Raw genomic sequence first — 26613 nt, forward strand, 5'->3', positions numbered from 1 at the left:
GTATCATCGCGGACCGTCCATCCCAGGCCACGAGTCCCGCACCGCCACCCAGTCCCCCGGAACCCTTCGCATGATCAGCGTCGAGAAGATCGGCGGCACCTCGATGTCCCGCTTCGACGAGGTGCTGCGCAACATCATGCTGCGCGACCCGAGCCGCGTGTACGGCCGGGTCTACGTCGTCTCCGCGTACGCCGGCGTCACCAACCAGCTCCTCGAGCACAAGAAGACCGGCGAGCCCGGCGTCTACGCGCGCTTCGCGAACGGCGGCGACTACACCAGCGCCATCGAGGCGCTCACCGGCAAGCTGAAGGCCATCAACGCCGGCCTCGCGCCGCTCGGGCTCGACCTGGCCCGCGCCGACGGGTTCATCGAGAAGCGCATGAAGGAGCTGCGCGCGCTGCTCGACTCGATGCGCCACGTGCTCGCGAGCGGCTACGTGCGCCGCGACAGCGTGCTGCTCGCCGCGCGCGAGATGCTCGCGGCGGTGGGCGAGGCGCACAGCGCGTTCAACAGCGTGGAGCTCCTCCGGGCGAAGGACGTCGAGGCCTCCCTGATGGACCTCTCCGGCTTCGACGACGACGACCCGCTCACCATCGACGAGCGCATCCACAAGTGCTTCACCGGCGTCGACGTGACCCGTCAGGTGGTGGTGGTCACCGGGTACACGAAGGGCGTCGAGGGCATCATGCGGGAGTTCGACCGCGGGTACTCCGAGGTCACCTTCAGCAAGGTCGCCGTCGAGCTGAAGGCCGACGAGGCGGTCATCCACAAGGAGTACCACCTGTCCTCGGCCGACCCGGAGCTGGTCGGGGCGCAGAACACGGTGGTGGTCGGGATGACCAACTACGACGTGGCCGACCAGCTCGCCGACGTCGGGATGGAGGCGATCCACCCGAAGGCCGCGAAGCCCATGGAGCTCGCCGGCATCGCCATCCGCCTGAAGAACACGTTCGAGCCGGAGCACCCCGGCACGCTCATCACCAAGGACTACGTGGGCAGCCAGGCCCGCATCGAGGTGATCGCCGGCTCACCGAAGGTGAGCGCGGTGGAGATCCACGATCCGTCGATGGTCGGGACGGTGGGCTTCGATCTCGGGGTGATGGAGATCTTCCAGCGCCACGGGATCTCGTACATCCTGAAGGCCACCAACGCGAACTCGATCACGCACGTGGTCTGGGAGAAGTCGATCTCCTCGGCGTTCCTGGAGGAGCTCGAGAACCAGTACCAGAAGGTGACGGTGGTCCCGTCCGCCATCGTCTGCGTCATCGGGAGCAACATCGCCTTCCCGGGGGTGCTGGCCCGCGCCACCCAGGCGCTCGCCGAGAACGGCATCAACGTGAACGCGTTCTCGCAGTCGCTCCGGCAGACCAACATGCAGTTCGTGATCGACCGCAAGGACTACAAGCAGGCGGTGATCGCGCTGAACCGGGCGCTCTGCCTGAACCCGCCGACGCAGGCGGTGGCGTAGGGAGGCTGCCGGCGCCGCCGCCCGTGCGGGCAGCGGCCCGGGCCAGGCTCACGGCTCCAGCGCGCCCTCGTCCACGAGCCGCGACACCGCCTCGATGTCGCGGTGCAGCGCGCGGTCCTCGGACAGGTGCGGGACGCGCTCGCGCAGGCGCGCGTGCGCCTCGGCCACGCGCTGCGCGGGCCGGAGCGGGGCGCGGAGATCGAGCGCCTGGGCCGCGACCAGCAGCTCGATGGCGAGGCAGGTGCGGACGTTCTCCACCACCTGGCGCGCCTTGAGCGCCGCGGTCATGCCCATCGACACGTGGTCCTCGCGGCCGGCGGAGGACGGGATCGAGTCCACCGAGGCCGGGTGGCAGAGCACCTTGTTCTCCGAGACGAGCGCCGCGCTGGTCACCTGCGCGATCATGAACCCCGAGTTCAGCCCGTGCTGGGGCGCCAGGAACGGCGGGAGCCCGGACAGCGACGGGTTCACGAGCTGCTCCACGCGGCGCTCCGAGATCGCGGCGAGGTGCGAGGCGGCCACCGCGAGCACGTCGAGCGCGAGCGCCACCGGCTGGCCGTGGAAGTTGCCGCCCGAGACGATCTCCCCGGTGTCCGGGAAGACCAGCGGGTTGTCCGTGGCGGCGTTCACCTCGCGCGCCAGCACGCCGCGGCAGAAGTCGATGCCGTCGCGCGCGGCGCCGTGCACCTGCGGCATGCAGCGGAGCGAGTAGGGGTCCTGCACCTTGTGGCAGCCCGGGCCCTGGTGCGAGGCGTTCAGCTCGGAGCCGGCCAGCAGCGCGCGCAGGTGCGCCGCCGCGGCGATCTGGCCGGGCTGCCCGCGGGCGGCCTGGATCTCCGGCGCGAACGGCCGGTGCGAGCCGAGCAGGCCCTCCAGCGTCATGGCGCCGGCGAGATCGGCGAGCGCCGCCAGCCGCTCCGCGCGGAGCAGCGCGAGCGTGCCGACCGCGGCCATGGCCTGGGTGCCGTTCACCAGCGCCAGCCCCTCCTTCGGCTGCAGCACGACCGGCTCGAGCCCGGCGCGCCGCAGCGCCTCGCCGCCGGGGAGCCGCTCGGGCCGGCCCGCCGCGCCGGGCGGCGCGAGGAACGCCTCGCCGTCGCCGATCAGCACCAGCGCCAGGTGCGCGAGCGGGGCGAGGTCGCCCGACGCGCCCACCGACCCGCGCTCCGGCACCACCGGCACCACGCCGCGCTCCAGCATGGCGAGCAGCAGGTCCAGCGTGTGCTCGCGGATCCCGGAGACGCCCTTCGCGAGCACGTTGGCGCGCAGCAGCACCAGCGCGCGCGCCTCCGGGAGGGGCAGCGGCGCGCCCACGCCGGCGGCGTGCGAGAGCACCAGGTTGCGCTGCAGCCGCTCGAGGTCGGCCCGCGGGATGCGGACCTCGGCGAGCGTCCCGAAGCCGGTGTTGATGCCGTAGTGCGCCTCGCCGTCCTCGAGCCGGGCGTCCACCAGCGCGCGGGAACGCCGCACGCGCTCGCGGGCCGCGGGGGCGAGCGCGGCGCGGGCGGCCCCGGTCGCGACCGCACGGACCTGCTCCAGCGTGAGGGTCTCGCCGTCGAGGAGGAGGGTTTCCATGGGCGCTCCGTGCTGGGATGGACCGGCGGCGCCTTCCTACACCGTCCCGGCGTCGGCCGCCGTCGCTTCCGGCCGGGGCACCCGCCGTGGTGTGCGGTCCGGCCCGGCCCGCCCCGGCTCCCGGGTTGCAGCGGGCGCGTCGCATGCCACGCCGCGTCGCGCTCGCCCTCGTGCTCGCCGCCACCCTGCTGCCGGCGCGCTTTCGCGTCCAGGTGGAGTCCCCGCCGCCCCCGCCGGCCTGCGCGCCCGAGGGCCGCGGCGTGCCGCCGCGCCACTGGCTCGGCTGCGCCGCGGACCCCGGGGGTCGCCGCGCGCTCGCGGCGGACGAGCGCCTGGTCCTGGCCCTGCCCATCGATCCGAACACCGCCGGTGCGCGCGAGCTGGCTCACGTCCCCGGGCTCTCCCGGCGGCTGGCCGAGGCGGTGGTTCGCAGCCGGGAGCAGGACGGGCGGTTCCGCAGCGCGGAGGACCTTCGCCGCGTGCGCGGTATCGGCCCGCGGCGCCTGGAGCAGGCGCGTGCCGCGCTGCAGTTCGAGGCTGCTGCGCCGTAGCGACCCGCCCGGCCCTGGGGTAGGCTCCTCCACCCGGGGGCGGAGGAACGTCGTTTTGCTGATCCGATGCGAACGCTGCTCGACGCTCTACGAGCTCGACGAGGCGCTGCTCGCGCCCGAGGGCTCCGCGGTCCAGTGCACGCGGTGCCAGCACGTGTTCACGGCCCGTCCGCCGGAGGCCGCGCGTCAGGCCGCGCCGCCTGCATCGAACCCCGAGCCGCCGGCCGCCCCGCCGCCACCACCGCCCGCGCCGGAGCCCGACGACGAGCCGGAGCGCGAGCCCGAGCCGCCGCGCCCTGCCACGCGCGCGTACGCGCCCGAGCCCTCCCGCGCGGCCCGGTCCGGGCCGACGGTGTACAAGCCCCAGCCGACGCAGGCGGCGGTGACGCGGGCGCCCGTGCTCCGCAAGGACACCGTCGGCACGTTCGAGGCCCGGCTCCGCTGGAGCGCCCGGCGCAAGTGGCTCATCCCGCTGGTCGTCGTGGCCGTGGCCGCCGTGGCCTCGGCGGGGTGGCTGCTGCTCTCGCGCCGCCACGCGCCGGAGGCCGGCCGGCTGCGCGCCGAGGGGCTCGCGCTCATGGCGCTCGACGACGCCACCAGCCTGGATCAGGCGCGCGCGCGCTTCGACGAGGCGCTGCGCCTGGCGCCGCGGGATCGGGCGCCGGAGGCGGACCGCGCCGCGGCGGAGATCCTGCGCGCCGCCGAGCTGAGCGAGGGCGCTTCCGCGATGCAGCTGCGCGCGGCCGCGCGCGCCGCCGAGCGGGATCGCCTGCGGGCCGAGCAGCAGCCCGGCTGGGAGGCGGCCGAGCAGGCGGCCGGCGCGGAGGCGGACGGCCTCGCCGCCGACGCCCGCGCGCAGGCCGAGCAGGCCCGCACGCTCGCCGCCGGCGCGGCGGAGGCGCTCGGGCGGTTGCAGGCGGCGCACGCGGCGCCGGCCGAGGTGGCCCGGGCCCAGGCGCTGCTGGCGGCGTGGTCCGGCGATCGCGCCGGGCTCGAGCGCGCCGTGGCCGAGGCGCGGAAGCGGCTCCCCGGCGATCCCTGGCTCGCCCTGGCCGAGGCGGCGCTCGACGCGCGCGCGCAGGATCGGGCCACGCAGGAGCGGGCGGCGGTCGCGCTCTCGGCGCTGCTCGCGCACGACCCCGAGGTCCTCCGGGCACGGCTCCTGCTCGCGCGCACCCAGGGCGCGCTCGGGCGCCGCCAGGAGGCGATCGGCACGCTCGACGGCTTGCTGGCCGCGAACCCGCGGCACGAGGGCGCGCTCACGCTCCGCGCGAAGCTCGCGGCCGCGGCGGTGCCCGAGCCGGCGACCCCGTCCGGCTTCCTCCCGGCGCCTGCGCCCGGGCGCGCCGGCGCGGCGGGCGGGCAGGGGGCGCCCGCGGCTGGGAACGGCGCGTCCGCGCCGCGGAACGGCGTTGCCCAGCGCCCGGGCGGCCCGGCGGCGCCGCCGGCCACCGCGCCCCCCGTCACCGGCGCGCCCCGGCCCGCGACGGCCCCCGCGCCGGCACCGGGCGCGCCGGCTCCCACGGGCGCGGCGCCCTCCGCGAGCCCTGCCGCCGCCCCGTCCGCGCCGCCGGCGGGCGCTCCGCCCCGCCCGCGCCCCCGCCCGGCACCGTCCCCGGAGCCGGTGGAGTTCGGCGGGGGCCACTAGCCCCGAGAGGCGGCCGATGGCTGGCGCGCGGGTTGCTCGCCCGCTGCCGCCATGGAAGCGATCTTCTGGCTCGCGCTCGCCCTCGTCGCGTTCAGCTACGTCGGGTACCCGCTCGTGCTCGCCGTCTGGGACGGGGCGCGCGAGGCCCTCGCCGCCGTCCGCTTCGTGTCCGGCGGCGACGACCGCCGGGGGCGCGCCGCCGAGGGCTGGCCCTCGGTGACGCTGCTGTTCTCGGCCTTCGACGAGGAGGCCTGGATCCGGCGCAAGATCGAGAACTGCCTCGCCCTCGACTACCCGCCGGACCGCCTCGAGATCGTGGTCGGCTGCGACGGCTGCACCGACCGCACCGCCCAGATCGCGCGCGAGGTGGGCGGCGCGCGGGTGAAGGTGCACGCGCTCACGCCCCGCGCCGGGAAGGCGAGCGTCCTCTCGCGCCTCGTGCCGCAGGCGCGCGGCGACCTGGTGGTGCTCACCGACGCGAACGTAATGCTGGAGCGGGGCGCGCTGCGCGCGCTGGCGCGGCGCTTCCGCGAGCCGGGCGTGGGCGCGGTGGTGGGGCGGCTGCGGCTCTTCAACCCGACCCGCCGCGAGTTCGAGGAGAGCCTGTACTGGAAGTACGAGACCGCCATCAAGTTCTACGAGGGCAAGCACGGCTGCGTGCTGGGCGCGAACGGCGGCATCTACGCCATCCGCCGCATCCTGTTCTCGCCGCTCGCGCCCGACACCATCGTGGACGACTTCGTCATCCCGGTGCGGATCGCGGCCCGTGGGTGGGAGGTGCCGTTCGAGCCGGAGGCGGTCGCGTTCGAGGAGACCACCGAGGACGCCGGGCACGAGTTCGGGCGGCGCGCGCGCATCGGCGCGGGCAACTGGCAGGCGCTGGCGCGCGTGCCGGAGCTGCTCGACCCGCGCACCGGCTTCCTGTGCTTCGCGTTCGTCTCGCACAAGCTGCTGCGGTGGTCCGCGCCGTTCCTGCTCGCCGCGGCGGCGGTGGCGAACGGCCTGCTCGCCGCCGCGCCCGGCGCGTGGGGCTACCGGGCGCTGCTGCTCGCCCAGGCCGCGTTCTACGGGCTCGCGCTGGCGGGCCGGCACGGCGCGGCCGGCCTGCGGGGGCCGGTGCGCCGGCTCGCCTCGCTGGCGCACTACTTCGTCGCCATGAACGCCGCGCTGGCGGTGGGGCTGTGGCGGTTCCTGCGCCGCAGCCAGCGCGCCGCCTGGCAGCGCACCGAGCGCGCCGGCCCGAGCATCCCGGCCGCCTGACGGCCGGGCGCGGTCGGGTCGTCCTCTGCTCGGGCTCGAGGGGCGCTCGGCGAGTCGTCGGCGGTCCGGCTCGCCCCAAGGCCATCCCGCCTCGACGCGCGGGCCGGGTGACAGGCGGTCCCGGCGGCGCTACACAGCCCCGTGCGCCCCCGAGCGGCGCGCGCCGGGGGCTCCATGGACGATCTGCTGGTGATCGGCACGCTGCACACGCTCGACCCCGCGCGGCCGCGCGCCCGGGCCGCGCTCGTGCGCGACGGTCGGTTCGTGTGCGTGGGCGAGGCGGCCGAGTGCGCCGCGCGCGCGGCCCCGGGTGCGCGCCGCATCGAGCTGGGCGGCGGCAGCGCCGTGCCGGGCCTGGTGGACGCGCACGGGCACGTGCTCGGTCTCGCCCGCGCGCGGCGGGAGGTCCGCTGCGAGGGGGCGGCGAGCGCCGAGGCCTGCGCGGCGCGGGTGGCGGAGCGCGCCCGCGCCACGCCGCCCGGGCGCTGGATCCGGGGCCGCGGCTGGGACCAGAACCGCTGGCCCGGGGGCGGATTTCCGGACGCGGCGGCCCTCACGCGCGCGGCGCCGGATCACCCCGTGGTGCTGTTCCGCGTGGACGGGCACGCCTGCTGGGTCAACGCCGCCGCGCTCGCGGCCGCGGGCATCGGGCCGGCCACGGTGGATCCACCGGGCGGACGCATCCTCCGCGACGCCGCGGGCCGGCCGACCGGCGTGCTGGTGGACGCCGCCATGGACCTCGTCATCGCGCGGCTGCCGCGGCCCGGCCCGGCGGAGCTGGAGGAGCTGCTGCTCGCCGGGCTGGAGGAGCTGGCGCGGCTCGGGCTCACCGGCGTGCACGACGCCGGGGTCGAGCCGGACGTCCTCGACGCCTACCGTCGCCTGGCCGAGGCGGGCCGGCTGCCGCTGCGCGTGTACGCCATGATCGACGGGCTGGCGCCGCGCCCGGTGCTGGACGCGGAGCTGGCCCGGTGGCGCGGGACGCCGGAGCTGGGCGGCCGGCTCGAGGTGCGGGCGGTGAAGCTGTTCGCCGACGGCGCGCTGGGCAGCCGCGGCGCGGCGCTGCTCGAGGACTACGCCGACGACCCGGGGAACCGCGGGCTGCTGCTCACCGCGCCCGAGGAGCTGCGGGCGCGCCTCGACGCCGTGGTCCGGGCCGGCCTGCAGCCCGCGGTGCACGCCATCGGCGACCGGGCCGTGCGCGAGGTCCTCCGCGCGTTCCGGGGCGCCGGCCCCACGCTCCGGGCGCTGCGCCCGCGCATCGAGCACCTCCAGATCGTCCAGCCGTCGGACCTGCCGCTCCTCGCCGACACCGGCGCGGTGGCCTCGATGCAGCCCGTCCACGCCACCAGCGACGCGGGCTGGGTGCCGGCGCGGCTGGGGGAGGGGCCGGGGCGCCTCCGCGGCGCCTACGCCTGGCGCAGCGTGGCCGGGGCCGGCGCGGTGCTGGCGTTCGGCTCGGACTTCCCCATCGAGTCGCCCGACCCGCGCGCCGGGCTGTACGCCGCCGAGGCGCGCCGCGGGCCGGACGGCGCGCCCTTCCAGCCGCAGGAGGCGGTCTCGCGGGAGGTGGCGCTCCGGGCGTTCACCGCCGGGGCCGCCTGGGCCGCGTTCGCCGAGGGGCGCCGCGGCATGATCCGCGAGGGCATGGACGCCGACCTCACCGCGTTCGACGCCGACGTGCTCGCTGTCCCGGCGGAGGCGCTGCCGGGGCTGGGCGTGGTCGCGACGCTGGTGGGCGGGCAGGTGGTGGCAGGAGCGGTCGCCGGCGCTCAGAGCGCGTGAATCCATCCCCGGACCGAGCCAGGCGGTCGAGCCGCGAGCAGCGCGAGGCGCGACGACCGAGCATGCCCGTCGGCATGTGAGGGAGGAGCAACGACGCGATGCGACGCGGATCGGCCGCCGCGGCGACGGGAGGGGATGGGTTCACGTGCTCTCAGAGTAGCCGGGCGTAGCCCACCAGGAGCCGTCCGGCGGGGAGCCGGCCGCCGCCGACCACCAGCAGGTCGTTCACGGTGCGACCGTCCTCGCCCTTCAGCTTCCAGGCCTTGCCGAGGTTCACGCGGAACCGCGCCACGCCGTGCTCCGTCAGGTGGAGCACCACGGCGGTGCCGTCCCCGGCCGCGGACTCGACCAATCCCACGTGCTCGACCGGCCCGCCGGGACGGTCGGCCAGGAACGCCAGATCGCCGGCCGCAGGCGCCCAGCGCCGGGCGGCGCCGCGGTCGCGGGCCAGGGCGTGGAGCTCCCGCGGGTCGGCCTCCGCCGGGAGCGGCGCGCCGGCCTGGGCGTAGGCGGCGCGGACCAGCGCGGCGCAGCGGTCGCCGTACCGGACGCCGTCCACCGCGATCTCGCGGGCGCCCACCAGGCGCGCCGCGGTGCCCACCGCCCGCTCCACCGCGAGCGCGCGCGGCAGCGGGCGGGTGACGGCGCTGGCGCGGACCGGGGCGACACCTCGAGCCGGGCCGGCATCCGGTTCACGGATGCCGGCCCGGCCCTGGGCGGGCGGGGGCAGGGGGTTGTCGCGGGCGGCGCGCATCGGGCCCGCGCAGGCGGCCAGCAGGCCGGCCAGCGCGACGGGCAGCGTGCGCAGCGGCGACATCGGGGTGGGATGCTAAGCGGCGGGGTGAGCGCCTCCAACTTTTCGGCCGCAATTGACGCATCGTGAAGTCGTCGCCCGCGGAAGCGACCGCCGGTTTGACCCGGCCGATATCGCCTGCTAGGTTGCCTGCCCTGAACGCATGTCCCGGCATTACCAGCTCAAGGCGGCCTCCCCGCCCGCCCGCGCGCTCAACTACCAGGGGCTGCTCAACGACCAGCAGATCGCCGTGGTCGAGGCGGGCGACGGCCCGATCCTGGTGATCGCCGGCGCGGGCTCCGGGAAGACGCGCACGCTCACCTGGCGCGTGGCGCGGCTGGTCGCCGATGGCGTCGCGCCGGAGGGCATCCTCCTCCTCACGTTCACCAACAAGGCGGCGCGCGAGATGCTCCGCCGCGTGGAGGAGGTCTGCCGGGTGGACACCCGCCGCATCTCCGGCGGCACGTTTCACCACGTGGCGCACGAGGTGCTGCGCGAGCACGCCGCGGAGCTGGGGTACCAGCGCGGCTACTCGATCCTCGATCGCGAGGACTCGCGCGACGTGATGACCGCCGCCATCGCGGAGTGCGGGCTCGCGGTGGGCGCGCGCCGCTTCCCGAAGGCGGACGTGCTCATCGACCTCGTCTCGATGGCGGTGAACACCCAGACGCCGCTCGCCGACGTCCTCGCCGACCGGCGCCCGCAGTTCGTGCCGCTGACCGACGACGTGCTGCGGGTGGCCCGCCGCTACGCGGAGCGCAAGCACGCGCTCAACGCGATGGACTTCGACGACCTGCTGCTCAACTGGAAGATCCTGCTCGCCGAGCGCGAGCACGTCCGCCGCGCGCTGGCCGGGCGCTACCGGCACGTGCTGGTGGACGAGTACCAGGACACGAACCGGCTGCAGGGCGACGTGGTGGATCTCATCGCCGCCGAGCACCGGAACCTGTGCGTGGTGGGCGACGACGCGCAGAGCATCTACTCGTTCCGCGGGGCGCACTTCGCGAACATCCTCGAGTTCGAGAAGCGCTACCCGGACGCGCGGCGCTTCGACCTCACCGTCAACTACCGCTCCACCCCGCAGATCCTCTCGCTCGCGAACGCGTCCATCGCCGCGAACGTCCGCCAGTTCAAGAAGGAGCTGTCGAGCGTCCGGCGCGACGGGACGCTGCCCGCGGTGGTGCCGTGCCGCGACGTGCAGCAGCAGGCGGCGTTCGTGGCGCAGCGGGTGCTGGAGCTGCGCGACGAGGGCATCCCGCTCCCCGAGATCGCGGTGCTGTACCGGGCGCACCACCACTCGATGGAGATCCAGTTCGAGCTGGCGCGCCGCGGGATCCCGTTCGTCGTCCGCAGCGGGGTCCGCTTCTTCGAGGCCGCGCACGTGAAGGACGTGCTCGCCCACCTGCGCTTCGCGCGGAACCCGGGCGACGAGCTGGCGCTGAAGCGCTGCCTCAAGATCACCCCCGGCGTCGGCACCGCCACCGCCGACGCGGTGTGGAGCGCGTTCTCGCTGCGGCGCAGCCGCGGGCGCGGCACGCTGGACGAGCTGCTCGCGCCCGACGTCGCCTCGCACGTCCCGGCCAAGGGGCGCGCCGGCTACACCCGGCTCGCCCAGCTCCTGCGCGCGCTGGGCCGCCCGCCCACCTCCGACCTGCCGGGCGAGGCCATCGAGAAGGTGCTGGACGGCGGCTACGAGGAGTACCTGCGGGCCGAGTTCCTGAACGCCGATCAGCGCGTCGAGGACGTCCAGCAGCTCGCGCAGTACGCGCGCGGCTACGAGGACACCGAGGCGTTCCTCTCCGAGATCGCGCTGCTCACCGAGATCTCGGCCGAGACCGTGTCGGAGGGCGGCGAGCCGGACGAGAAGATGATCCTCTCGTCGGTGCACCAGGCGAAGGGCCTCGAGTGGCGGGCGGTCTTCGTGGTGTGGCTCGCCGACGGTCGCTTCCCGTCGGCGCAGGCGCTGAAGGACACCGACGGCGAGGAGGAGGAGCGGCGGCTGTTCTACGTCGCCTCGACGCGCGCGAAGGACGAGCTGTACCTGACGTACCCGGTGGTCGCCGCGCCGCGAGACCGCGAGCGGGTGGTCATGAAGGCCTCGCGCTTCCTCGAGGAGCTGCCCGCCGAGCCGGAGCTGTTCGAGCGCTGGCAGCTCGACGATCCCGGCCTCCCGGCGGCGCTGGGCGCGGCGCCGCCGCCGGCGGCCGGGCTCCCGCCGCGCGATCCGAGCGTCGTCCCCGCGCTGTTCGGCGAGCCTGCGCCGAGGCGCGGGCCCGCCGACGTCGTCGCGCCGGTGGAGGCGGACGGCGGGGACCCGGGCGGCGGCGACGACGTGCCGTTCTAGGGCGGCGGCGAGTCCGGGGCGGGTCGCGCTCCGGGTTCGGGTGTCGCCGGTTCCGTGCTAGGTTTCGGGGCCATGGCAGGCGCGCGGGAAAAGCCCATCATCGGCATCGACCTCGGCACGACCAACGCGTGCGTCGCGTACGTGCGGAACCGGATCCCAAAGGTCGTCCCGACCGACCGCGGCAACTTGATCCTGCCCACCGTGGTGGCGCTGAGCGAGAAGGGCGACGTGCTGGTGGGCGGGGTGGCCAAGGACCAGCTCGTCACGAACCCCAAGAACACCATCTACGGCGCGAAGCGGCTCATCGGCCGCAAGTGGAACTCCAAGGTCGTGCAGGAGCTGCGCAACTACTACTCGTACGACATCGTGGAGGGGCCGAGCGGCGAGGCGGCGGTGCTGCTCGGCGGGCAGGTCCACACGCTCCCGCAGATCAGCGCGCTGGTGCTCGCGCACATCCGCACCATCGCCGAGGCGTTCCTGCAGAAGGAGCTGGCCGGGGCGATCATCTCGGTGCCGGCCTACTACTCCGACGCCCAGCGCCAGGCGGTGCGCGAGGCGGGGCGCATCGCCGGGTTCGAGGTGAAGCGCATCGTCAACGAGCCCACCGCGGCGGCGCTCGCGTACGGCTTCTCGCGCGGGCTCGATCAGAAGGTGCTGGTCTACGATCTCGGCGGCGGCACGTTCGACGTCTCGGTGCTGCAGCTCTCCGGCAACGTCTTCGAGGTGCTCGCCACCGGCGGCGACACGTTCCTGGGCGGCGTGGACTTCGACAACCGGATCATCGACTACGTGCTCGAGGACTTCTGGCGCCAGCACAAGATCGACCTGGCGCAGTCGCCCATCGCGATGCAGCGGGTGAAGAAGGGCGCGGAGTCCGCCAAGATCGACCTGTCCCTCATCCCCAACGTCGTCATCGACCTGCCCTTCATCGAGGAGCGCAAGGGGCGGCCGCTCGACGTGCGGATGCCGCTCTCGCGCCAGCAGCTCAACGAGCTGACGCTCGACCTGGTCGAGCGCACGTTCGAGATCTGCGACCAGGTGATGGAGGAGAAGGGGCTGCGCCCGCAGGACATCGACGAGATCATCCTGGTCGGCGGGCAGAGCCGCATGCCGCTCGTGCAGCAGAAGATCCAGGAGCACTTCGGCAAGCCGCCGCGCAAGGGCGTCCACCCCGACGAGTGCGTGGCGCTCGGCGCGGCGCTGCTCGGCGACTCGCTCGACCAGATCGACTCGGTGACGCTGGTGGACGTGCTCTCCATGCCCATCGGCATCGCCACCCCGACCGGCCACTTCCGCAAGGTGCTCGAGAAGAACACGCCCATCCCGGCGAGCAAGAGCTTCCGCCTGCCGCCGCCGCGCGAGCCCGGGCAGCCCATCGAGATCGACATCTACCAGGGCGACTCCGACTTCCTGGTGGACCACGAGTTCCTCGGCTCGATCCGCCTCCCGGCCGCGGCCACCGGCCGGCGCATCGACTTCAAGCTCGACGAGGAGTGCCTGCTGAAGGTGAGCTTCGACGATCCGGTCAAGGGCATGACCGAGATCGGCCTCGCCACCCGCGACACCCCCGAGGCCATGAAGCGCGCGCTGGCCGAGGAGGCGCGGCGCCGCCAGGCGGCCGGCGAGCAGGCCGCGGCCGCCGCGGCGGGCGAGGAGCGGCGCGGCGGGTTGTTCGGCTGGCTGAAGCGAGGCTGACGGATGCGGTTCGGCTCGCGCGAGTGGATCGACGCGCTGGTGGCCGCGCTGAACGCGCAGCCCGGGCTCGGCACCGCGCTGCGCGGGCTGGGCACCACCGCGGCGGTGGTGGTGGAGGCGGATCCGCCCGCCTGGCCGGGCACGGTCGCCGCCTGGGCCGAGCAGCGGGGCGGGCGCATCGCGCGGTGGCGGCTGCTCGCCGACGAGGACGAGCTCCTCGAGCTCGAGCCGGATTACGTCATCCGGGCGCCGTACCGGACGGTGAAGGCCATCCTGCGCGGCGCGGACGCGGTGCAGGCGGCGCTGTCCGGGCGCGTGAAGGTCGAGGGCGACCTCGAGGCGCTCATCCGCCGCGCGCAGCACCGCGGGGTGGTGGACGCGGCGCTCGCGGCGGTGCAGACGGAGCTACCGTAGGGAGGGCGCATGGCACGGGAAGGGAAGGGCATCGCCGGCTCGCTCCTCGACGCCGGGACCAGGCTGGTGGCGCGGGCGGCCGAGACCGTCATCAAGGACCCGCGCGGCCAGGAGGCGGTGGCGCGCGCGGTCGGCCTGGCCCAGCGCGGCCGGAAGCAGGTCGAGGCGATCCAGGAGCGGGTGATGGCCGCCGCCGGGATCCCCGGCCGGCAGGACTACCAGGACCTCGCGAAGCAACTCGCCCGCATCAAGCGCAAGGCGCGCGAGCTCTCCGAGAAGCTCCAGGAATCCGGGCGCGGCGGCGGCGGCGCGCCGCCCGGCAGCCCCGGCGACGGCTCGCGCTGATCCCGTTGACACTCCCGGGGACCGACGGCATACTTCGCCGCCTCGCAACACCAGGGCGCTTGGCTCAGCGGTAGAGCACTGCCTTCACACGGCAGGGGTCGCAGGTTCGAACCCTGCAGCGCCCACATTCAGCACCGAGGTTGTGAACAGGCCCAAGCCCGCAAGGCGTCGGGCCTTTTCCATTTCCGGGTCCGCGGCTGCAGGTGCGACTGCGATCCCCCCTGCGACCTCCCCATCGGTATCGTTTCGCGTGACCCCCGGCGTCGCCGGCGAGGGCGCCTCGAGCTCGATCGCGAGCACCGCCCGGCACAGCGCCGGCCAGACCTTCTCCAGGCGCGTGTAGACGTCCTTAGCCTCGCGCGGCGACGGGTGCGTGATGAGGTCCAGGTCCGCCCGCTGCGCGCCGCCGGCGATGGCGAGGGACCGGAACGTCGCCCGCGTCTCGTAGTGGCTGCGGCCGGGCGGGAGGCCCAGGCGCTCGGTGTCTGCCTTCCATCGCTTGTTGCTGTGGCCGTTCGTCCGCACCCCGCCGCCTCCACGCGGCACGACCAGGTCGTCAGGGGTGGGGTCTCGGCCCTGGAACCTCCTCCAGCCCTCGGCGTACCAGCTCCGGAGCAGCTCCCGGAGCAGCGGGTGGACCGGGACCACCTTCTCGACGTCCGTCTTCGTGCTCTTCTCGGTGCTGTTCCGGCTGTTGATGGCCGTCCCGACGTGCAGCCGCCAGAGCGGCTCGGCGGTGGTGTCGAGGTCGCGCCAGCGGCGCGCCGCGACCTCGCCCGGGCGCATCCCGGTGAGGAGATCGAGCGCGTACATCACCCGGCGGTCCTCGCCGATCCGCTCGTCGTGGATGAGCTGCCAGACCTCGCCGGGTTCGAGGCCGCCCTGGTTGCGCTTTCCGCCCTTCTTGTCGCGCTTCGCCGGGAGGTCGCGCTTCGGCCGCCAGGTGCAGGGGTTCACCTGGATGTGGTCGACGTCCACCGCCTCCTGCAGGAGCCGCTTCACCGTGCCGGCGACGTGGTGGACGTACCGCGGCGACAGCAGCTCGCCGGTGTTCTCGGTGCGGCGGGAGGGGAGGGAGCGGACCCACTCCAGCATGCGCGCCCGGGTGAGCTCCGCGAGCGGGATGGCGCCGAGGTCCGGGAAGGCGTGGTAGGTGAGCTGCGCCTCCTCGTTCGCGACCGAGATCACGCCACGCTTCTTCCGCTCGGCGATCCAGGCCTCGCCCCAGGCGCGGAACGTCAGCGCGCCCGGCCGCGGCGCCGCGGCGGCCGGCCCGCGCAGCTCCTCGAGGAGGACGTCGAGGAACCGCTGCGCCTGCTCCTCCTCGCCGACGCTGAACCCGGTCGCCTTCGGCCGCTTCGTCCCGTCGGCGAGCACGAGCACCGCCTCGAGCTTCCGGCCGCGCGGGCGGATGTAGCCGCGGATCTCGCTCATGCCGCCCTCCGCCTGGCGAGGCCCAGCTGCGCGTTGGACGGCTCCTCGCCGGGGCGGGCGCGGTACCACCCGCGGCTCCGCGCGATGCGGATGAGGTCGAAGGCGACGCACTGGCCAGCGTCGAAGCTCGCGCTCCCGTAGGTGCCATCCTCGGCGAGGAGGTTCGCGCTGGGCGAGCAGGCGATGATCAGGTGCGCGTCCGCCGCGGTCGCGATGTGCTCGGCCGCGATCTCGTCGATGACGCGCTCGATGGGCACGCGGTACTCCCAGTCCATCCGCGCGTTGGCCTCATCCCGGAGGGCTGAGTACGCCTCGTCGAACCCGTGGAGCTCGCCGCTCCGGAACCTGTCCTGGTAGACCCTCTCGGCGAGGGCTTCGACCCAGCGCGCGTACCGATCGCGTAGGTAGAGGAGGTCGGCGCGGCGGCCCTTCTTCGTGACGGCGGTCATGCTGCCCTCCGCGCCGCGCGCGCGGCGGCGGCCTGGCGCCGCACGTTCTCCTTGATGACGGGCAGCATGTGCTCCGTCCACTCGACCATGACGCCTGCCTTGTGCGCCGCCGCGATAGCCGGGACCGGCTCGCGGTCCTTGGCCGCCGCGTCGAGCGCGTCCGCCTGCCGTCGCAGCGCGTCCGCGGCCCGCCGGGCGTGGTCGCGCGCGATATCCTTCCTGAGCCTCGATCCGGTGCGGTTCATGCTGCCCTCCTGGTGTCGCCGCGGCTGAGCTCGGCGACGACCCCCGCCATCACGTGCGCGAGCGCCTCCGCGGTGCGCGCGCTGTGCGCGACCACGTGCTCCGGCTCGCGCCGCCACAGCTTCGCGCCGATCTTGTCGGCAGCCGACTGATCGCCCTCTGGCAGAAAGAGGCCGTTCAGGTACAGGCGGACGAGCTCGCTGCGGTGATGCGCCTGCGCGAGCCACGGCTCCCCTCGCGGCCCCGTGGTGAGGGCTCCAGCCTCGATGGACGCGAGCGCCCGCCGCCTCGCAGCATCGTCGAGTCCGGGCCTGGCGGGCATGCGCATCACGGCCAGCATCTTCCGCTCGACCGCGCCGGCGAGTTCGGCGAATGCCTGCGCCGTCTGCTCGGCGTTCGCGAGGATCTCCGCATCCCGCTGTGCGCGGGTGGTCTTGGTCGCCTTCATGCTGCCTTCCTGGTCTCCTGCGCCGCCGCCGGCGCCTCGGGCGCGGGCTGCGGGTTGGTGGTGGGGTTGCCGCTCAGAATCTCCGCCGTGCCCCAGCGCCGGCGGGCCTCCTCGAGCTTCGGCTGCTTCTTCGACTCGTTCGCCATCGTGCCTCCGTCCGGCCGCAGGTACCTTCTCTGCAACCCGTGTAGCGCAAGATAGCCGGATATTAACTTAGACTGCAAGTCCTCCCTGCCGGGGTCACGCCCAAGCGCTACTCGTCGAGCCACCCGCCGTCCTCGAGACGCTCGCGGATCACCCGGTGGACTCGGCTCATTACCCGCCGCACGTCCGCCTCCTCGCGCCCCGCCTCCTCCGCGATCCACGCGTACGCCCGGCCCAGCGCGTAGTGCTCGGCCAGCCAGCGGGCGACCGGCGCGGCCTCGCCTCTCGAGCGCGCGTCCCGCTCGGCCTCCCCGACCGCGAACGCGACCGCCGCGAACTGCTCGTCGCCGACGGCGCGCCGCACGGGGTCGTCGCCGATCCTCCCGTTCGCCGGCTCGAGACGGGCCGGGCGCGGCGTCGAGCGGCGGCGGAGCTGGCGGAAGTACCACCCCAGCGCGTCGCCGGCGCCCGACCACGCGCGGCGCCCGGTGTGCTTCTCCCGGATGCGCCGGATCGCGCTCTGCAGCATCGCGGCCGCGAGCTGCGCGCGCTCGATCTCGACGCGGCAGGTCTGCCGGTGCTCGGCCTGGCCGCAGGTGCAGCGCGGGTCGGCGGTGGCGGTCATATCCGGGCCCTCCGCGCCAGCCGCGCGACGTACTCCGCGAACCCCTCGAACCGCGCGGCCTCGGCCCTCGCCGCGCTTCCTTCGGGGAGGCGCTCCTCGACGAGCCGCGCCTCCTCGACGAGCTCCTCGAGGCGGTCTCGGAGCTGCGTCCGCGCCCACTCGCGCCGGGCGCGCCTGTCCGCCTTGCGCTCCCGCTCGGCAGCGTCGGCCCGGCGCCGCTCGACATCTGCAGCGCGGCGCTCGGTCTCCTCGCGGTAGCGCTGCTCCGCGAGCAGCGTCTGCAGCACCAGCCCCACCGCGTTCGCGCTGCGGGGGTCGAGCTGGCGCGCGAGGGTGGCCCTGCCCACGTCGCGGAGCGCGCCGAGCACGTCCTCGCGCGTCTCGAGCTTCGCCCACGCGGGCGGCGCCGACGCGGGGCGGCGCGCGATGGTGCCCGGCGCAGCGTGGCCGTCGAGGGCCTGTGCGGGCAGCACCTCGACCACGGGCCGGAGCGCGAGCATGCGATGCTGGCCGCCTCGGCGGCGCGCCTCGCGGGCCTGCCGCGTCGTCGCTGGCGCGTGCCAGAAGCACCGCCGCGAGCCGCGCATCGCGTCGGCACCGCAGCGCTTGCCCCTGGCGTTGCGGGCGGTGCACTTCACCGCCGACCCCGCCGACCCTTACCTTGCACGGGGGGACGGGGGCGCGCGTCCACGTCGGCCGGGTCTTCCCACGCGGGGAAGTCGAACCCGAGGGCGCGGGCCGCCTCCTCGAGCTTCTCGGAGGCCCGCTCCAGGTCCTCGGCCGTCATCTGCTCGCGCCGCGCGAGGATCTCCTCGATCTGCGCGTGCAGCTGCTTCACCTTCGGGTAGTCGACGCGTCGTGCCACGGTTCATCTCCAGGTAGAGCGCTCCGCCGCAGGCTTGGGACCTGTGGTCTTCCGCCGCCGCGGCGCCCTTCACCTGCAGCGGCGGTCCGTCGGGTCGATGATCCCCGACGCGATGAGGGCCCTGCGCCGCAGCTCCCCGGGCGTCGGCTCGCCGGCGAAGCCGGGGCCGTACATCATCGTGTCCCAGCCGGTGGTGGTCGGTGGCGCCCTCCAGGCCGCCTCCCACGCTGCCCACGCGGCGCTGCCCGCCTGCGCAGCCGTCTTCGCCGCAGCGAGGTCCTCGAGGCTCTGCTCGTAGCCCCTCCGGCGCCGCATCTCGTCGGCGAGCAGGTCCGCCTCCCGGACCTCGCTCGTTGAGAGGTCGAAGCGCCGCGCGACCTTGTGCGGCGGCTCCCCGGCCTCGAGCGAGCGGGCCGCCAGCGCGACCGCCTCCGAGCTGGGCGGCGCGGAGCGAGCCCACGACTCCACCCGCGAGCGAGCGCACTGCGCGCCCACCCGCGCCCTGAGGAAGACGATTTGCGGAGACGGGTTCGGCGTCCCGCTGCGGAGCTCCCTCAGCTCGTCGCTGGTGAGCGGCGCCAGGTCGTCTTCCGTCAGGGTCGGCGGGAGGGTCGGCATGGCGGCCTCAGCCCACGTGCGTCCGCGCCTCGGCGGCGCGGGCGTCGAACTCGTCGAGCGCGCGCTGCTTCGAGGCGGCGCTCGCGGCCGCGGCGGCGGCGGCGCGGGCGGTCTCGGCGTCGATCTCGGCCTGGGTGGCGAGGCGCCCGCCCTTGGCGACGTGCGCGGCTGCGGCCTCGTCGCTCACCTGGACGGCGACGTAGCCGGTGGGGACGCCGGTGGCGACGCCGCCGGCGTACTGCGGAGCTGCGATGAATGCGGCCATCTATCTGTCCTTTCCTGCGCTGGGGGACTGCTTCAGGCGCTCCGGTTCGCGTTGGGGAACCTGCGCGCGGACTCCTCGGCCGCGGCCTGCTGCTTCTGCTGCTCGGCCTCGATCGCCTTGAACTCCCCGAGCTCGCGATCGGCGCGCTCGATGTCGGAGTCGACGTTGGGGAGGCGCTCGACCTGGCCGGCGAGCTGCTGGCGCATCGTCTCGAGCTGCCGCTCGTTGTCGCGCCACGCGCGGACCTTGCGGACCGTCGCGTGGTCGGGGTGCGTCTTGTCGAGGCTCCGGCCGGAGTGGAAGCCCACCGTCTGGACCTCCTCGGCCGTCGGCGCCATCGCGGCGGTGGCCGCCTCGAGGTCCGCGACCTGCTTCGCGAACGCGGCGTGCGCCAGGTGGACGCGCTGCGCCCGCATCCGGGCGTGGGCGGCGCGCGCGCGCGGGTGGTTCGGGTTCATCGCCGAGAACTGCACCTCTTCCGCGGTGACCTGGTACTTCGACGTGCTCATCCGATCCTTCCTTTCGTGCCCTCGCGGGCGGGTTGGTGCTGCAGGTTGTCTGACTGCGTCAGCGCGCGAAGCGGCCGGCGAACGAGCAGCCGAGGTCGAGAACGCCGATGGGCGAACCCTGGTACGTGCTCGCGGACTCGAGCTGGTGGCGCACCGGCATCTCTTCCTGCTCCTCGTAGCGCTCGGGCAGGTTCGTCGGGTACGAGACGAGCTGCGACTCGAAGCGCACGCTGGGCGCGTCCTTCTCCGGGCGGGCGAACCACGACACGCCCGCCCAGTGCACGAAGCCGACGGTGCCCATCCGCCAGTCCTGCGGCGGGTTCGTCACCGCGTACGGCTGGAACCTGGTGATGGCCGCGAACTCCACCATCCGCTCGAACGCCCATTGCCTCGAGGACGTGACCGGGTCGTACGCGCCATCGCCGGTCGGGAGCCGCCGCACCATCCGCAGCCCCGCCACCGCGAGGTCATCGCCTCGCGGCGTGAGCGGGCCGGTGTAGACGTCGGGCCCGAGGTAATCGGCGTCGGGTGCGGCCCAGCCACCCGGACCGATCCCGGTGTGCAGGCAGTCGCAGACCGTCTGGCGCCGGCGGTAGCGGTACGCCCACAGGATGCCCTGCCAGCACTGCAGGAGGTCCTGGGCCCTGATCACGTTGCGCGAGACGATCGGGCCCGGCAGCGCGGGCGGGTTGAACGCGTCGCCGTACGTCTCGCCTGCGGGCATCCCCATCTCGACGTGCGACGGGTACTGCTCCCAGCACGAAACGGAGGCGAGGAAGAAGCCGTTGTCGCCTGGCGGCTGGTACACCCTGATCCGGAGCTCCACCTCGAACCCGCCGAGCCGCGCGGAGTGGTTGATCGGGAGGGTGTACGTGAGCCATCCGTATGCGCTCGGGCTCGCTTGCGCCTCGAGAGCGAGGAACGTCTCGCCGGCCGTGTAGAGCTCCGCCACCACCGTGGCCGCCGCGCCGACGTGCTTCACGAGGGTCTTCACGGTGAGCATCGCGGTCCCGGGTGACACCCAGATCCGGTAGCGCGCGACGACCTGGTCATTGATCCCGCCTGCGACGTACCAGGGCGTGTAGCTCTTGTTCACCACCGGCCGCGGCGCCCGCGCCGAGAGCAGGTTGCAGTTCAGCGTCATCGCGCTGAGCGCGTCCGGCGAGAGCGGTTCTCCCGGCGCGAACGCCGCCGAGCTCATCGGCTGGATGGCCGAGGGCACGTCCGCGTAGCGCGCACTCGTCCACGTCGACGGGTCCCACCAGCCGCTCAGCGAGTGGATGGTGATCCCGCACCCGAGGCGGGGGATCAGCGAGACCGTGACGGTATCGAACTCCGGCATGCCGATCGGCAGCGACCCTGACACCCACCCCGTCCCGCCGGGCACGGAGTCGGCGTTGAACTCGAGGTCCGTGACGTTTCCCGAGCCGGAGCGGAGGCGCACCACTGCGCCCGTCGCCGGAAGGGTGACCGTCGCGTACACGCGGATCGCGAGCGCCGCGAGCGGCGCCTGCGCGGGGGGTACGATGAACGTGCCGATCACCACCTCCGTCAGACCCGCCGGCGCCGTGTTGACGGGCGGGCGGATCCCGCCGGTCAGGTCCACGATCTTCGGGTCGCAGGGCGTCCAGGTGAGGTCGTAGTGCCGGGCGTGGTCGGCCCATCGCGCGAGCTTGCGGACGAGCTGCGCGAGCACCGGGCGGCTGGCGTGCGTCTCGGCAGCGGCGAACACCGGGCGGGCGTTGGCGATCATGTTGGTGCTCATCGTGCGACGCCCCTTCCTGCGGCGGCCACCGCTGCCGACGCCCTCCGAACGACGACGTCCCCGACCTGCGCCTCGACGGTCCCGGCCGCGGCCGCGATCGTGAGGCTCGCCGCTGAGTGCGCGACGACTGTCCCGACGCAGCGGGTGGTGCTGTGGTCCGGCGAGCAGATGCGCACCGGATCGCCCACCTTGAAGTGCAGCGCGTCCTCGGGCTGGTCCTCGCCGGTGAAGGCCCGACGGAGCGTGGTCACGCACGCGGTCGAGCGCCCCGACGCCGGCTCCGCCACCCGCGCCGACGGCGCGATCGTGTTGGCCTCGTCGAAGGTGGTGGTCTCACCGGCCATGGGGCACCTCGGCATGCGCCGGGCGGGCGCGCTGCAGGTCGGAGGTCTGCGGCAGCGGCCGCGCGGCGGTCGGGTCGGACGCGATCGAGCGGTGGCCGAACGGCGGCCACAGGTCGATCCCGCCGTCCTCGCGCACGCGGAGCTGCTCGCCGTGCAGGCCGACGATCACGGTCCCGGGCTGCGCGAGAGCGAGGTCCTCGAGGCGGAAGGCGCGGCGGGCGCGCGGATCGAGCGCCACCGGCCGGGAGTCGTTGCCTGTGTAGACGTCTGCATTGCTAGACCGCATCTGCGATTCCTCCTCGTTGCGGGTCGCCCCCTGCCATGGACGCGGCCTGCGCCTCGCGGCGCTCACCGCCTTGCCGTGGCTCGCCGGGCGCTCGGCTGCGCTCGTTGCACGCCACGGTTTCCAGCCATCCCGGGAGCGCTGCGAGCGAGCGGATCGGTCCGCTCCTCCGGGCCGCCATCTCGTCGGCGATCTGCAGCGCGGCTTCCGTCGCAACGCGCAGCCCGAGCCGCGCCACCTGCTCCGCGAGCGGCGCCGTGCCGGTTCGTCCGCAGCCGCCGAGGCGCTCCTCGGGACCGAGCCGCCCCCGGGAGCGCTCGTGCACCTCGAGCGCGGTGCGGAGCTGCTCCAAGTCCGCGCCCATCGCTCGCGCCGGCCGGCCGCCGCCGGACGCCGCCCGCGCCCGCGCGGGCCGGCCGGCAGGTGTTTCAGGTGCGGGTTCAGGGGTTCCTTCTTGGATGGGTGCGGCCGAGGGTGCGGCCGAGGTCGCGGCCTGGGTCGCGGCGGAGGTGGCGCCCGAGGTTGCGGGAGAGGTGGCGGCCTCGCCGTCGGGCCACAGAATTCCGCCCCACTTTCGGAAGTCTACGAGCGTCGGCGAGGTGGCGGCCGGGGTGGCGGACCGCGCGCGGCTGAGGTCGCAGATCCCGACGCGGGCGAGGGTGCGGAGGGCCCTGCGGGCAGCGTCCTCCGAGATGCCCAGCGCGGCGCCGATCCCGGCGTAGCTGACGAGGACCTGCCCGCGCTCCACGCGGAGCACGCGGCCGTCCGGGAGACGAACGTCACTGCCGCCCGCCTTGAACTCCGCCAGGTACAGCAACGCCGCGAGGACGTGCATGTTCACGGGCGGCCTGGCGTTCAGCGCGAGGGCCATCAGTTCGTTCGGCCAGGCGGTGAAACCGCCGCGGGCGCGGAAGCCGAGCACCTAACGGCGCCCCCCGTGCTTCAAGTCCGCCGCGATGCGCCGCGCGCGGGCCTCCGCCAGGTCGACCGCGCCCGCGGGCTGCTTCCGCTGCTCGCCGGCGAGGAGGGCCCGAAGTTCGGGCATGATCACGCGACCGCGGTGGCCGCGCGAGAGGCGCCCGGTGCCCTGCCAGCGAGCCAGGGTCGCGGGCGACAGGCCGACGGCGCGCGCAGCTGCCCGCCGCGGCAGCGTCTCGGGCTCTCCGGCCGTGCGGTCGCCGAGGACCTCGCGCACCACACCGCGGACGAGCTGCTCGAGCTCGCCGCGCTTCAGCTCGAGCAGCTCCTGCCGGATGAGGCCGGCGACGACGGCGACGGCCGCCTCGAGGGGCGAGGGGGCGCAGGCTGGCGCTCTGGGGCGCGGCTCCAGGTCGTCGGTCACCGCGCCAGCTCCTCGGCGCGCAGCCCGAGCGCTCCCGCGATCTTCTCGAGGGTCGCGGCCGACAGCCGCCTCCCGGCTTCGCCCTGCTGGATCGTCGCGTAGTGGACGCCGGCGGCTTGCGCCAAGCCGAGCTGCGTGAGTCGCGCGCGCTGCCGCGCCGCGCGGATCGGGTTCGTGTTCTCCGTGGTCGCCATCGGTCTCGCCTCCGTACGCTTCTGCATACGGGACGAGTTTCGACGGCAAGCTCGAACGGCCTCCACTCCAGGCAGCACCGCCCGGAAGAAACCGGGGGGTAAGACCTCTAGGTTTCCCCCTCGCCGCCGGCCGCCTCGACTTCGCGCCACCAGGTCGCCTGCTCCTCCAGCCGGATCGCCAGCTCCAGCTCAGCGGTCCAGCGCGTGTCGTCGGAAGCGAGCTCGTGCCAGGGGGCTAGGATCGGCACCGGCTCGCCGACCTCGCGGGCGATCTCGGGCGTGATGAAGGACGCGTACATCTCGATGTTCAGAGTCTCCAGCCGGTCCGCCGGCAGGTTCCGAAGGCAGTCCTTCACCAGGCGCGCGCCGTTCTTGGCGGCATGCGGCGCGAACGCCTCGGAGCCGACCGCAAAGCGGGCGAGCCGATAGACGACCCGTCGAACCTCGGCCCGCTGCAGCTCCGCCGTGGTGAACAGGGATGCGAGCCGTAGGATCGCTGCGTACGCGCGGTCGCGCCCGGGCCGCCCTCCCGGCGTGCTGACAAAATGGCGTGCGAGCAGCTCGGCTTGCTCGACCGACAAGCCGCCACGGAGGAGCGCGAGGCAGCAGCGGTGGTAGAGCGTCTCGGCCTGCTCCCGGCTCCGGGGGGACGGCAGCCACTCCGCCGGGTTCGTGAGCAGCCACTCGACATGGTCGGTGCGGAGCGTCAACCCTGCTGCAGTCGCCTCGGCGGCGAGCTCCCCCGCACGTTTCCGACGTTCCGCAGCCGCCCGCTTCTCGGCGACCACCGCGGCCCGCTTGGCCGCGCGCGCCCGACCGACGTCCTCGTACTCGCGTTCGCGGGCGTCCGATCGTGATGCTACCGTCTTCCGCATCGGCTCGGCCCTCCCACGCCGGTCGATCACGGGGGCGGCCGCTGGCAGGCGGCGCGCCCCCGCTTCCTACGCGGCCCTCACCAGCGACAGCGATCGCTCCCGCTCGCGGCGCAGGTACGCGAGCACCTCGGCCTCGGGTAGGCAGACCTTCCCCCCGACGCGCTGCCCGCCGAGCAGCTCGCCGGCGCGGATCCGGCGCGCCACGGTCTTCTTCGACACGCCGAGGCGGCGGGCGACGGCGGCCATCGGCAGCAGCGGGCCCTTCGTCCCGGGCTCCGGCGTCATCGGCGCCCCATCCAGCCGTCGAGGATCTCGCGCAGCACCGCCGACTTGTCCGGCCGGGCAGTCTCCGCCTCGGCGGCGCGCCGCAGGGCCTCTGCGGTGAGCGCCTTGTCCTGGCGCTCCTCGAGCCGGAAGAGCACCGGCTTGAATCCCTTGAAGTCGCTGCGGCGCTGCCGCTTCGGCTCCGCCTCGGTCTTCTGCGGCTTCTTCCTCATGCACGCCTCCCGGCACCACTCTCCCAGACGCATATCAAGCTAGCACGCTGGGGTGACGTGCGCTCCGGGTTGACGCAGCGTGCGAGACACGGTAGCCGTCGAGGCCTCCAGCAAGGGGGATCCAGATGCCTCGTCTGCGCGCGCTCGCCGTCGCCACCGTGGTCGCCGTCACCAGCTCGGGCTGCATCGCGCTCGGCTCGTCGATGGGGCTCGACATGGACAGCTCCATCGGCTCCAAGCCGTACATGGGCGAGAGCTTCAACGCGCTCTCCGAGCCGGAGCAGGACGGGTTCCGCCGGTGCCGGCCGCAGACGTACCGGGCGATGTGCGGCACCGACGAGAACCAGGTGTTCGCGAGCCTGTGCGTCAAGGAGCGCGGCGAGGAGTACGCCGGCCTGGAGGACGCCCGCGCGCGGAAGCTGTGGCTGCTGAAGCAGGGCTGCCCGCTCTCCATGGTCGACCCGGCCGCGGCGCTCGGCGAGCGCTGACGCGCGGCTCACGACCGCCCGCCGGCGACGACCCTCAGGCCGCCCGGCGCGGTCGCCTCGAGGACGCGGAGGGCGTCGGCGAGCAGGACCCGCGCCCGCGCCTGATCGTCGCCCAGGAGGGCCCGCGCGGCCTCCAGCGCGGCCGCCGCAGCGAAGGCCGGCGCGCCGGAGGGGAGGGCGCCGCCATCCGCGGCGACGCACGGGGCAGGGTCACAGGGCGCGCTCGGTGAGTGCGGCTGCGCGCACATGTCGACTGCCGGCGCTGCCGGATGAGTGCCGATGCGAGCCCCGGTGAGCGCGGGTGAGCACGTCTGAGCGGTTCTCCGTGCAGCTTCGAACCCTGCAGCGCCCACTCCGAGACGGGCCGGAAGCTCCGGGAGAGATCCCCGAGGTCTGGCCCGTTTCTCTTTGGCGCGCGGCGACGTCGCCGCTCCTCGCGTGAGTCGTACCACACGCTGAGCGAAGGGCCGCGCCCAGGCGGCCGACGCGCGCCGGCGGCGCGGGCGAGGGGGGGCGCGTGCTAACCTCGCGCCGTGCCCTCCGTTCGCAAGATCCTGCTCGCCGCGATGCTGTTCGCCCTCGGCTATCTGACGATGCAGGCCACGCGCTGCGAGTCGCGGTCTTCCGGCGCGCCCGTCGCGCGGTAGGACCCGCGGCTCGCGCGGCGTGCCCGTCCCTCGCGGCTGCCGGTGAGGCCGGAGGACCGGTGGCGCACACGCGCGCAGCTTCGCCGACCCCGGCGCCGCCCCGCGCGCGGGCTCGGCCGCGCGAGGAAGCACGCTACACTGAGGGGATGACCCGAACCCTCGCCGCCGCCGCCCTCGCCCTCGCCGCCTGCGGTCGCCTCGACCAGGTGGACATCACGCGCTCCGCGTCGGTGAACGTCCCCGGTGTCCCCGGTGCGCCCGCCGGCTCGATCCCGGCGATCCAGGCGCTCGACATCGGCGGGGGCGACCAGCTCCGCGCCGAGGGCATCGACCCGGGCGACGTGGACTCGGCCAAGCTCCGCCGGCTCAGCCTGGAGGTGACCGCCGGCGCCAGCCTGGAGGCCTGGGTGGACTCGGTCTCGATCTACGTCGAGACGGCCGGCCAGCCGCGGATCCTGCTCGCCTCGAGGTCGGGGATCTCGGCGCTGCCTGCGGGCACCACCCTGGTGGACCTCGACGTGAACCCGGGCGTGGACCTGAAGCCGTACCTGACCGCGGCCTCGGCGCCGCTCACCGTGGAGGCGACCGGCAGCGCGCCGGACGTGAACACCACGGTGAAGGTCACGGCGAGCATCCGGGTGGACGTCAACGTGAGCGGGCTGCTGAACTGACCCTGACCGCGTCTCGCGCGGGGCAGGCC

Annotated in this window: 34 protein-coding genes and 1 tRNA gene; 14 read left to right on the plus strand and 21 right to left on the minus strand. The window is 74.6% G+C overall.

Annotated features, from left to right (window positions below):
• Positions 1 to 70: 70 nt before the first annotated feature.
• A complete protein-coding gene (locus tag A2CP1_RS10625) occupies positions 71 to 1468 on the plus strand; it encodes an aspartate kinase (RefSeq protein ID WP_012633307.1) in 1398 nt (465 codons plus the stop codon).
• 48 nt (positions 1469 to 1516) lie between these two features.
• On the opposite strand, the gene hutH is transcribed toward A2CP1_RS10625, so the two are convergent.
• On the minus strand, positions 1517 to 3043 hold the full coding sequence (gene hutH, locus A2CP1_RS10630; protein WP_012633308.1) for a histidine ammonia-lyase: 1527 nt from the start codon (positions 3041 to 3043) through the stop codon (positions 1517 to 1519).
• Positions 3044 to 3186: 143 nt separating this feature from the next.
• On the opposite strand from hutH, the gene A2CP1_RS10635 reads away from it, so the two are divergent.
• The 4 genes from A2CP1_RS10635 (at position 3187) to A2CP1_RS10650 (ending at position 8287) form a co-directional block, all read left to right on the plus strand.
• Complete coding sequence (locus A2CP1_RS10635) at positions 3187 to 3594, plus strand: helix-hairpin-helix domain-containing protein (protein WP_012633309.1); 408 nt, start codon at positions 3187 to 3189, stop codon at positions 3592 to 3594.
• Between the two features lie 55 nt (positions 3595 to 3649).
• Complete coding sequence (locus A2CP1_RS10640) at positions 3650 to 5242, plus strand: zinc-ribbon domain-containing protein (RefSeq protein WP_012633310.1); 1593 nt, start codon at positions 3650 to 3652, stop codon at positions 5240 to 5242.
• A gap of 51 nt (positions 5243 to 5293) precedes the next feature.
• Positions 5294 to 6502, plus strand: a complete 1209-nt coding sequence (locus A2CP1_RS10645; RefSeq protein ID WP_012633311.1) for a glycosyltransferase family 2 protein — start codon at positions 5294 to 5296, stop codon at positions 6500 to 6502.
• 174 nt (positions 6503 to 6676) lie between these two features.
• Entirely contained in the window at positions 6677 to 8287 is a 1611-nt protein-coding gene (locus A2CP1_RS10650) for an amidohydrolase (protein WP_012633312.1), read from the plus strand.
• 151 nt (positions 8288 to 8438) lie between these two features.
• Here the strand turns inward: A2CP1_RS10650 and A2CP1_RS10655 are convergent, their stop codons facing one another.
• On the minus strand, positions 8439 to 9104 hold the full coding sequence (locus A2CP1_RS10655; RefSeq protein ID WP_012633313.1) for a CHAP domain-containing protein: 666 nt from the start codon (positions 9102 to 9104) through the stop codon (positions 8439 to 8441).
• A gap of 139 nt (positions 9105 to 9243) precedes the next feature.
• Between A2CP1_RS10655 and A2CP1_RS10660 the strand changes: the two genes are divergently transcribed.
• From A2CP1_RS10660 to A2CP1_RS10690, 7 genes are all read left to right on the plus strand, one after another.
• Complete coding sequence (locus tag A2CP1_RS10660; protein WP_012633314.1) at positions 9244 to 11424, plus strand: ATP-dependent helicase; 2181 nt, start codon at positions 9244 to 9246, stop codon at positions 11422 to 11424.
• A gap of 72 nt (positions 11425 to 11496) precedes the next feature.
• Positions 11497 to 13119: an Hsp70 family protein gene (locus A2CP1_RS10665; protein WP_012526082.1), complete on the plus strand. Its 1623-nt coding sequence runs from the start codon at positions 11497 to 11499 to the stop codon at positions 13117 to 13119.
• A gap of 3 nt (positions 13120 to 13122) precedes the next feature.
• Complete coding sequence (locus A2CP1_RS10670; RefSeq protein ID WP_012633315.1) at positions 13123 to 13533, plus strand: SCP2 sterol-binding domain-containing protein; 411 nt, start codon at positions 13123 to 13125, stop codon at positions 13531 to 13533.
• 9 nt (positions 13534 to 13542) lie between these two features.
• On the plus strand, positions 13543 to 13878 hold the full coding sequence (locus A2CP1_RS10675; RefSeq protein WP_012633316.1) for a hypothetical protein: 336 nt from the start codon (positions 13543 to 13545) through the stop codon (positions 13876 to 13878).
• Between the two features lie 53 nt (positions 13879 to 13931).
• Positions 13932 to 14003, plus strand: a tRNA-Val gene (locus tag A2CP1_RS10680).
• Between the two features lie 437 nt (positions 14004 to 14440).
• Complete coding sequence (locus tag A2CP1_RS10685) at positions 14441 to 15031, plus strand: hypothetical protein (RefSeq protein ID WP_041450494.1); 591 nt, start codon at positions 14441 to 14443, stop codon at positions 15029 to 15031.
• Positions 15032 to 15295, plus strand: a complete 264-nt coding sequence (locus A2CP1_RS10690) for a hypothetical protein (RefSeq protein ID WP_041450495.1) — start codon at positions 15032 to 15034, stop codon at positions 15293 to 15295.
• 13 nt (positions 15296 to 15308) lie between these two features.
• Here A2CP1_RS10690 and A2CP1_RS10695 read toward each other — a convergent pair whose 3' ends face one another.
• The 19 genes from A2CP1_RS10695 to A2CP1_RS10780 form a co-directional block, all read right to left on the minus strand.
• A complete protein-coding gene (locus A2CP1_RS10695) occupies positions 15309 to 15761 on the minus strand; it encodes a hypothetical protein (RefSeq protein ID WP_012633318.1) in 453 nt (150 codons plus the stop codon).
• The gene (locus tag A2CP1_RS10700; RefSeq protein WP_012633319.1) at positions 15758 to 16006 is read right to left on the minus strand and encodes a hypothetical protein; all 249 of its coding nucleotides are present in this window, start codon (positions 16004 to 16006) and stop codon (positions 15758 to 15760) included. The genes A2CP1_RS10695 and A2CP1_RS10700 overlap by 4 nt, the downstream gene beginning before the upstream one ends.
• Positions 16003 to 16452: a hypothetical protein gene (locus tag A2CP1_RS10705; RefSeq protein WP_012633320.1), complete on the minus strand. Its 450-nt coding sequence runs from the start codon at positions 16450 to 16452 to the stop codon at positions 16003 to 16005. The genes A2CP1_RS10700 and A2CP1_RS10705 overlap by 4 nt, the downstream gene beginning before the upstream one ends.
• Positions 16449 to 16598 carry a hypothetical protein gene (locus A2CP1_RS23465; RefSeq protein WP_012633321.1) on the minus strand — a complete coding sequence of 50 codons (150 nt, stop codon included), beginning with the start codon at positions 16596 to 16598 and terminating at the stop codon, positions 16449 to 16451. The genes A2CP1_RS10705 and A2CP1_RS23465 overlap by 4 nt, the downstream gene beginning before the upstream one ends.
• 107 nt (positions 16599 to 16705) lie before the next feature.
• Positions 16706 to 17221, minus strand: a complete 516-nt coding sequence (locus A2CP1_RS10710) for a hypothetical protein (protein ID WP_012633322.1) — start codon at positions 17219 to 17221, stop codon at positions 16706 to 16708.
• A complete protein-coding gene (locus A2CP1_RS10715; RefSeq protein WP_012633323.1) occupies positions 17218 to 17721 on the minus strand; it encodes a hypothetical protein in 504 nt (167 codons plus the stop codon). Before A2CP1_RS10715 ends, A2CP1_RS10710 begins: the two co-directional genes overlap by 4 nt.
• A gap of 134 nt (positions 17722 to 17855) precedes the next feature.
• Positions 17856 to 18086 (minus strand): hypothetical protein, encoded by a 231-nt coding sequence (locus A2CP1_RS10720; protein ID WP_012633324.1) that lies wholly within the window; start codon positions 18084 to 18086, stop codon positions 17856 to 17858.
• 69 nt (positions 18087 to 18155) lie between these two features.
• Positions 18156 to 18704 carry a hypothetical protein gene (locus tag A2CP1_RS10725; RefSeq protein WP_012633325.1) on the minus strand — a complete coding sequence of 183 codons (549 nt, stop codon included), beginning with the start codon at positions 18702 to 18704 and terminating at the stop codon, positions 18156 to 18158.
• A gap of 7 nt (positions 18705 to 18711) precedes the next feature.
• A complete protein-coding gene (locus tag A2CP1_RS10730) occupies positions 18712 to 18969 on the minus strand; it encodes a hypothetical protein (protein ID WP_012633326.1) in 258 nt (85 codons plus the stop codon).
• 32 nt (positions 18970 to 19001) lie between these two features.
• A complete protein-coding gene (locus A2CP1_RS10735) occupies positions 19002 to 19478 on the minus strand; it encodes a hypothetical protein (protein WP_012633327.1) in 477 nt (158 codons plus the stop codon).
• Between the two features lie 58 nt (positions 19479 to 19536).
• Entirely contained in the window at positions 19537 to 21231 is a 1695-nt protein-coding gene (locus A2CP1_RS10740) for a hypothetical protein (RefSeq protein ID WP_041450498.1), read from the minus strand.
• Between the two features lie 8 nt (positions 21232 to 21239).
• Entirely contained in the window at positions 21240 to 21587 is a 348-nt protein-coding gene (locus tag A2CP1_RS10745; RefSeq protein WP_012633329.1) for a hypothetical protein, read from the minus strand.
• On the minus strand, positions 21577 to 21873 hold the full coding sequence (locus A2CP1_RS10750; RefSeq protein WP_012633330.1) for a hypothetical protein: 297 nt from the start codon (positions 21871 to 21873) through the stop codon (positions 21577 to 21579). Before A2CP1_RS10750 ends, A2CP1_RS10745 begins: the two co-directional genes overlap by 11 nt.
• Positions 21863 to 22741, minus strand: a complete 879-nt coding sequence (locus tag A2CP1_RS10755; protein ID WP_150106338.1) for a hypothetical protein — start codon at positions 22739 to 22741, stop codon at positions 21863 to 21865. Before A2CP1_RS10755 ends, A2CP1_RS10750 begins: the two co-directional genes overlap by 11 nt.
• Positions 22742 to 22792: 51 nt before the next feature.
• Complete coding sequence (locus tag A2CP1_RS10760; protein ID WP_012633332.1) at positions 22793 to 23212, minus strand: hypothetical protein; 420 nt, start codon at positions 23210 to 23212, stop codon at positions 22793 to 22795.
• Positions 23209 to 23406: a helix-turn-helix transcriptional regulator gene (locus tag A2CP1_RS10765; protein WP_012633333.1), complete on the minus strand. Its 198-nt coding sequence runs from the start codon at positions 23404 to 23406 to the stop codon at positions 23209 to 23211. The genes A2CP1_RS10760 and A2CP1_RS10765 overlap by 4 nt, the downstream gene beginning before the upstream one ends.
• Before the next feature lie 107 nt (positions 23407 to 23513).
• Complete coding sequence (locus A2CP1_RS10770; RefSeq protein WP_012633334.1) at positions 23514 to 24281, minus strand: hypothetical protein; 768 nt, start codon at positions 24279 to 24281, stop codon at positions 23514 to 23516.
• A gap of 66 nt (positions 24282 to 24347) precedes the next feature.
• Positions 24348 to 24566, minus strand: coding sequence for a helix-turn-helix domain-containing protein (locus A2CP1_RS10775; RefSeq protein WP_012633335.1), 219 nt, complete (start codon positions 24564 to 24566; stop codon positions 24348 to 24350).
• A complete protein-coding gene (locus A2CP1_RS10780; protein ID WP_012633336.1) occupies positions 24563 to 24778 on the minus strand; it encodes a hypothetical protein in 216 nt (71 codons plus the stop codon). Before A2CP1_RS10780 ends, A2CP1_RS10775 begins: the two co-directional genes overlap by 4 nt.
• Before the next feature lie 125 nt (positions 24779 to 24903).
• Between A2CP1_RS10780 and A2CP1_RS10785 the strand changes: the two genes are divergently transcribed.
• Both A2CP1_RS10785 and A2CP1_RS10795 read left to right on the plus strand, forming a co-directional pair.
• On the plus strand, positions 24904 to 25266 hold the full coding sequence (locus tag A2CP1_RS10785) for a hypothetical protein (protein WP_012633337.1): 363 nt from the start codon (positions 24904 to 24906) through the stop codon (positions 25264 to 25266).
• Positions 25267 to 26059: 793 nt separating this feature from the next.
• Positions 26060 to 26584, plus strand: a complete 525-nt coding sequence (locus tag A2CP1_RS10795) for a hypothetical protein (protein ID WP_012633339.1) — start codon at positions 26060 to 26062, stop codon at positions 26582 to 26584.
• The last annotated feature ends 29 nt before the right edge of the window (positions 26585 to 26613 follow it).

It is taken from the genome of Anaeromyxobacter dehalogenans 2CP-1 (assembly GCF_000022145.1).
In the GTDB taxonomy this organism is placed as follows: Bacteria; Myxococcota; Myxococcia; order Myxococcales; family Anaeromyxobacteraceae; genus Anaeromyxobacter; species Anaeromyxobacter dehalogenans.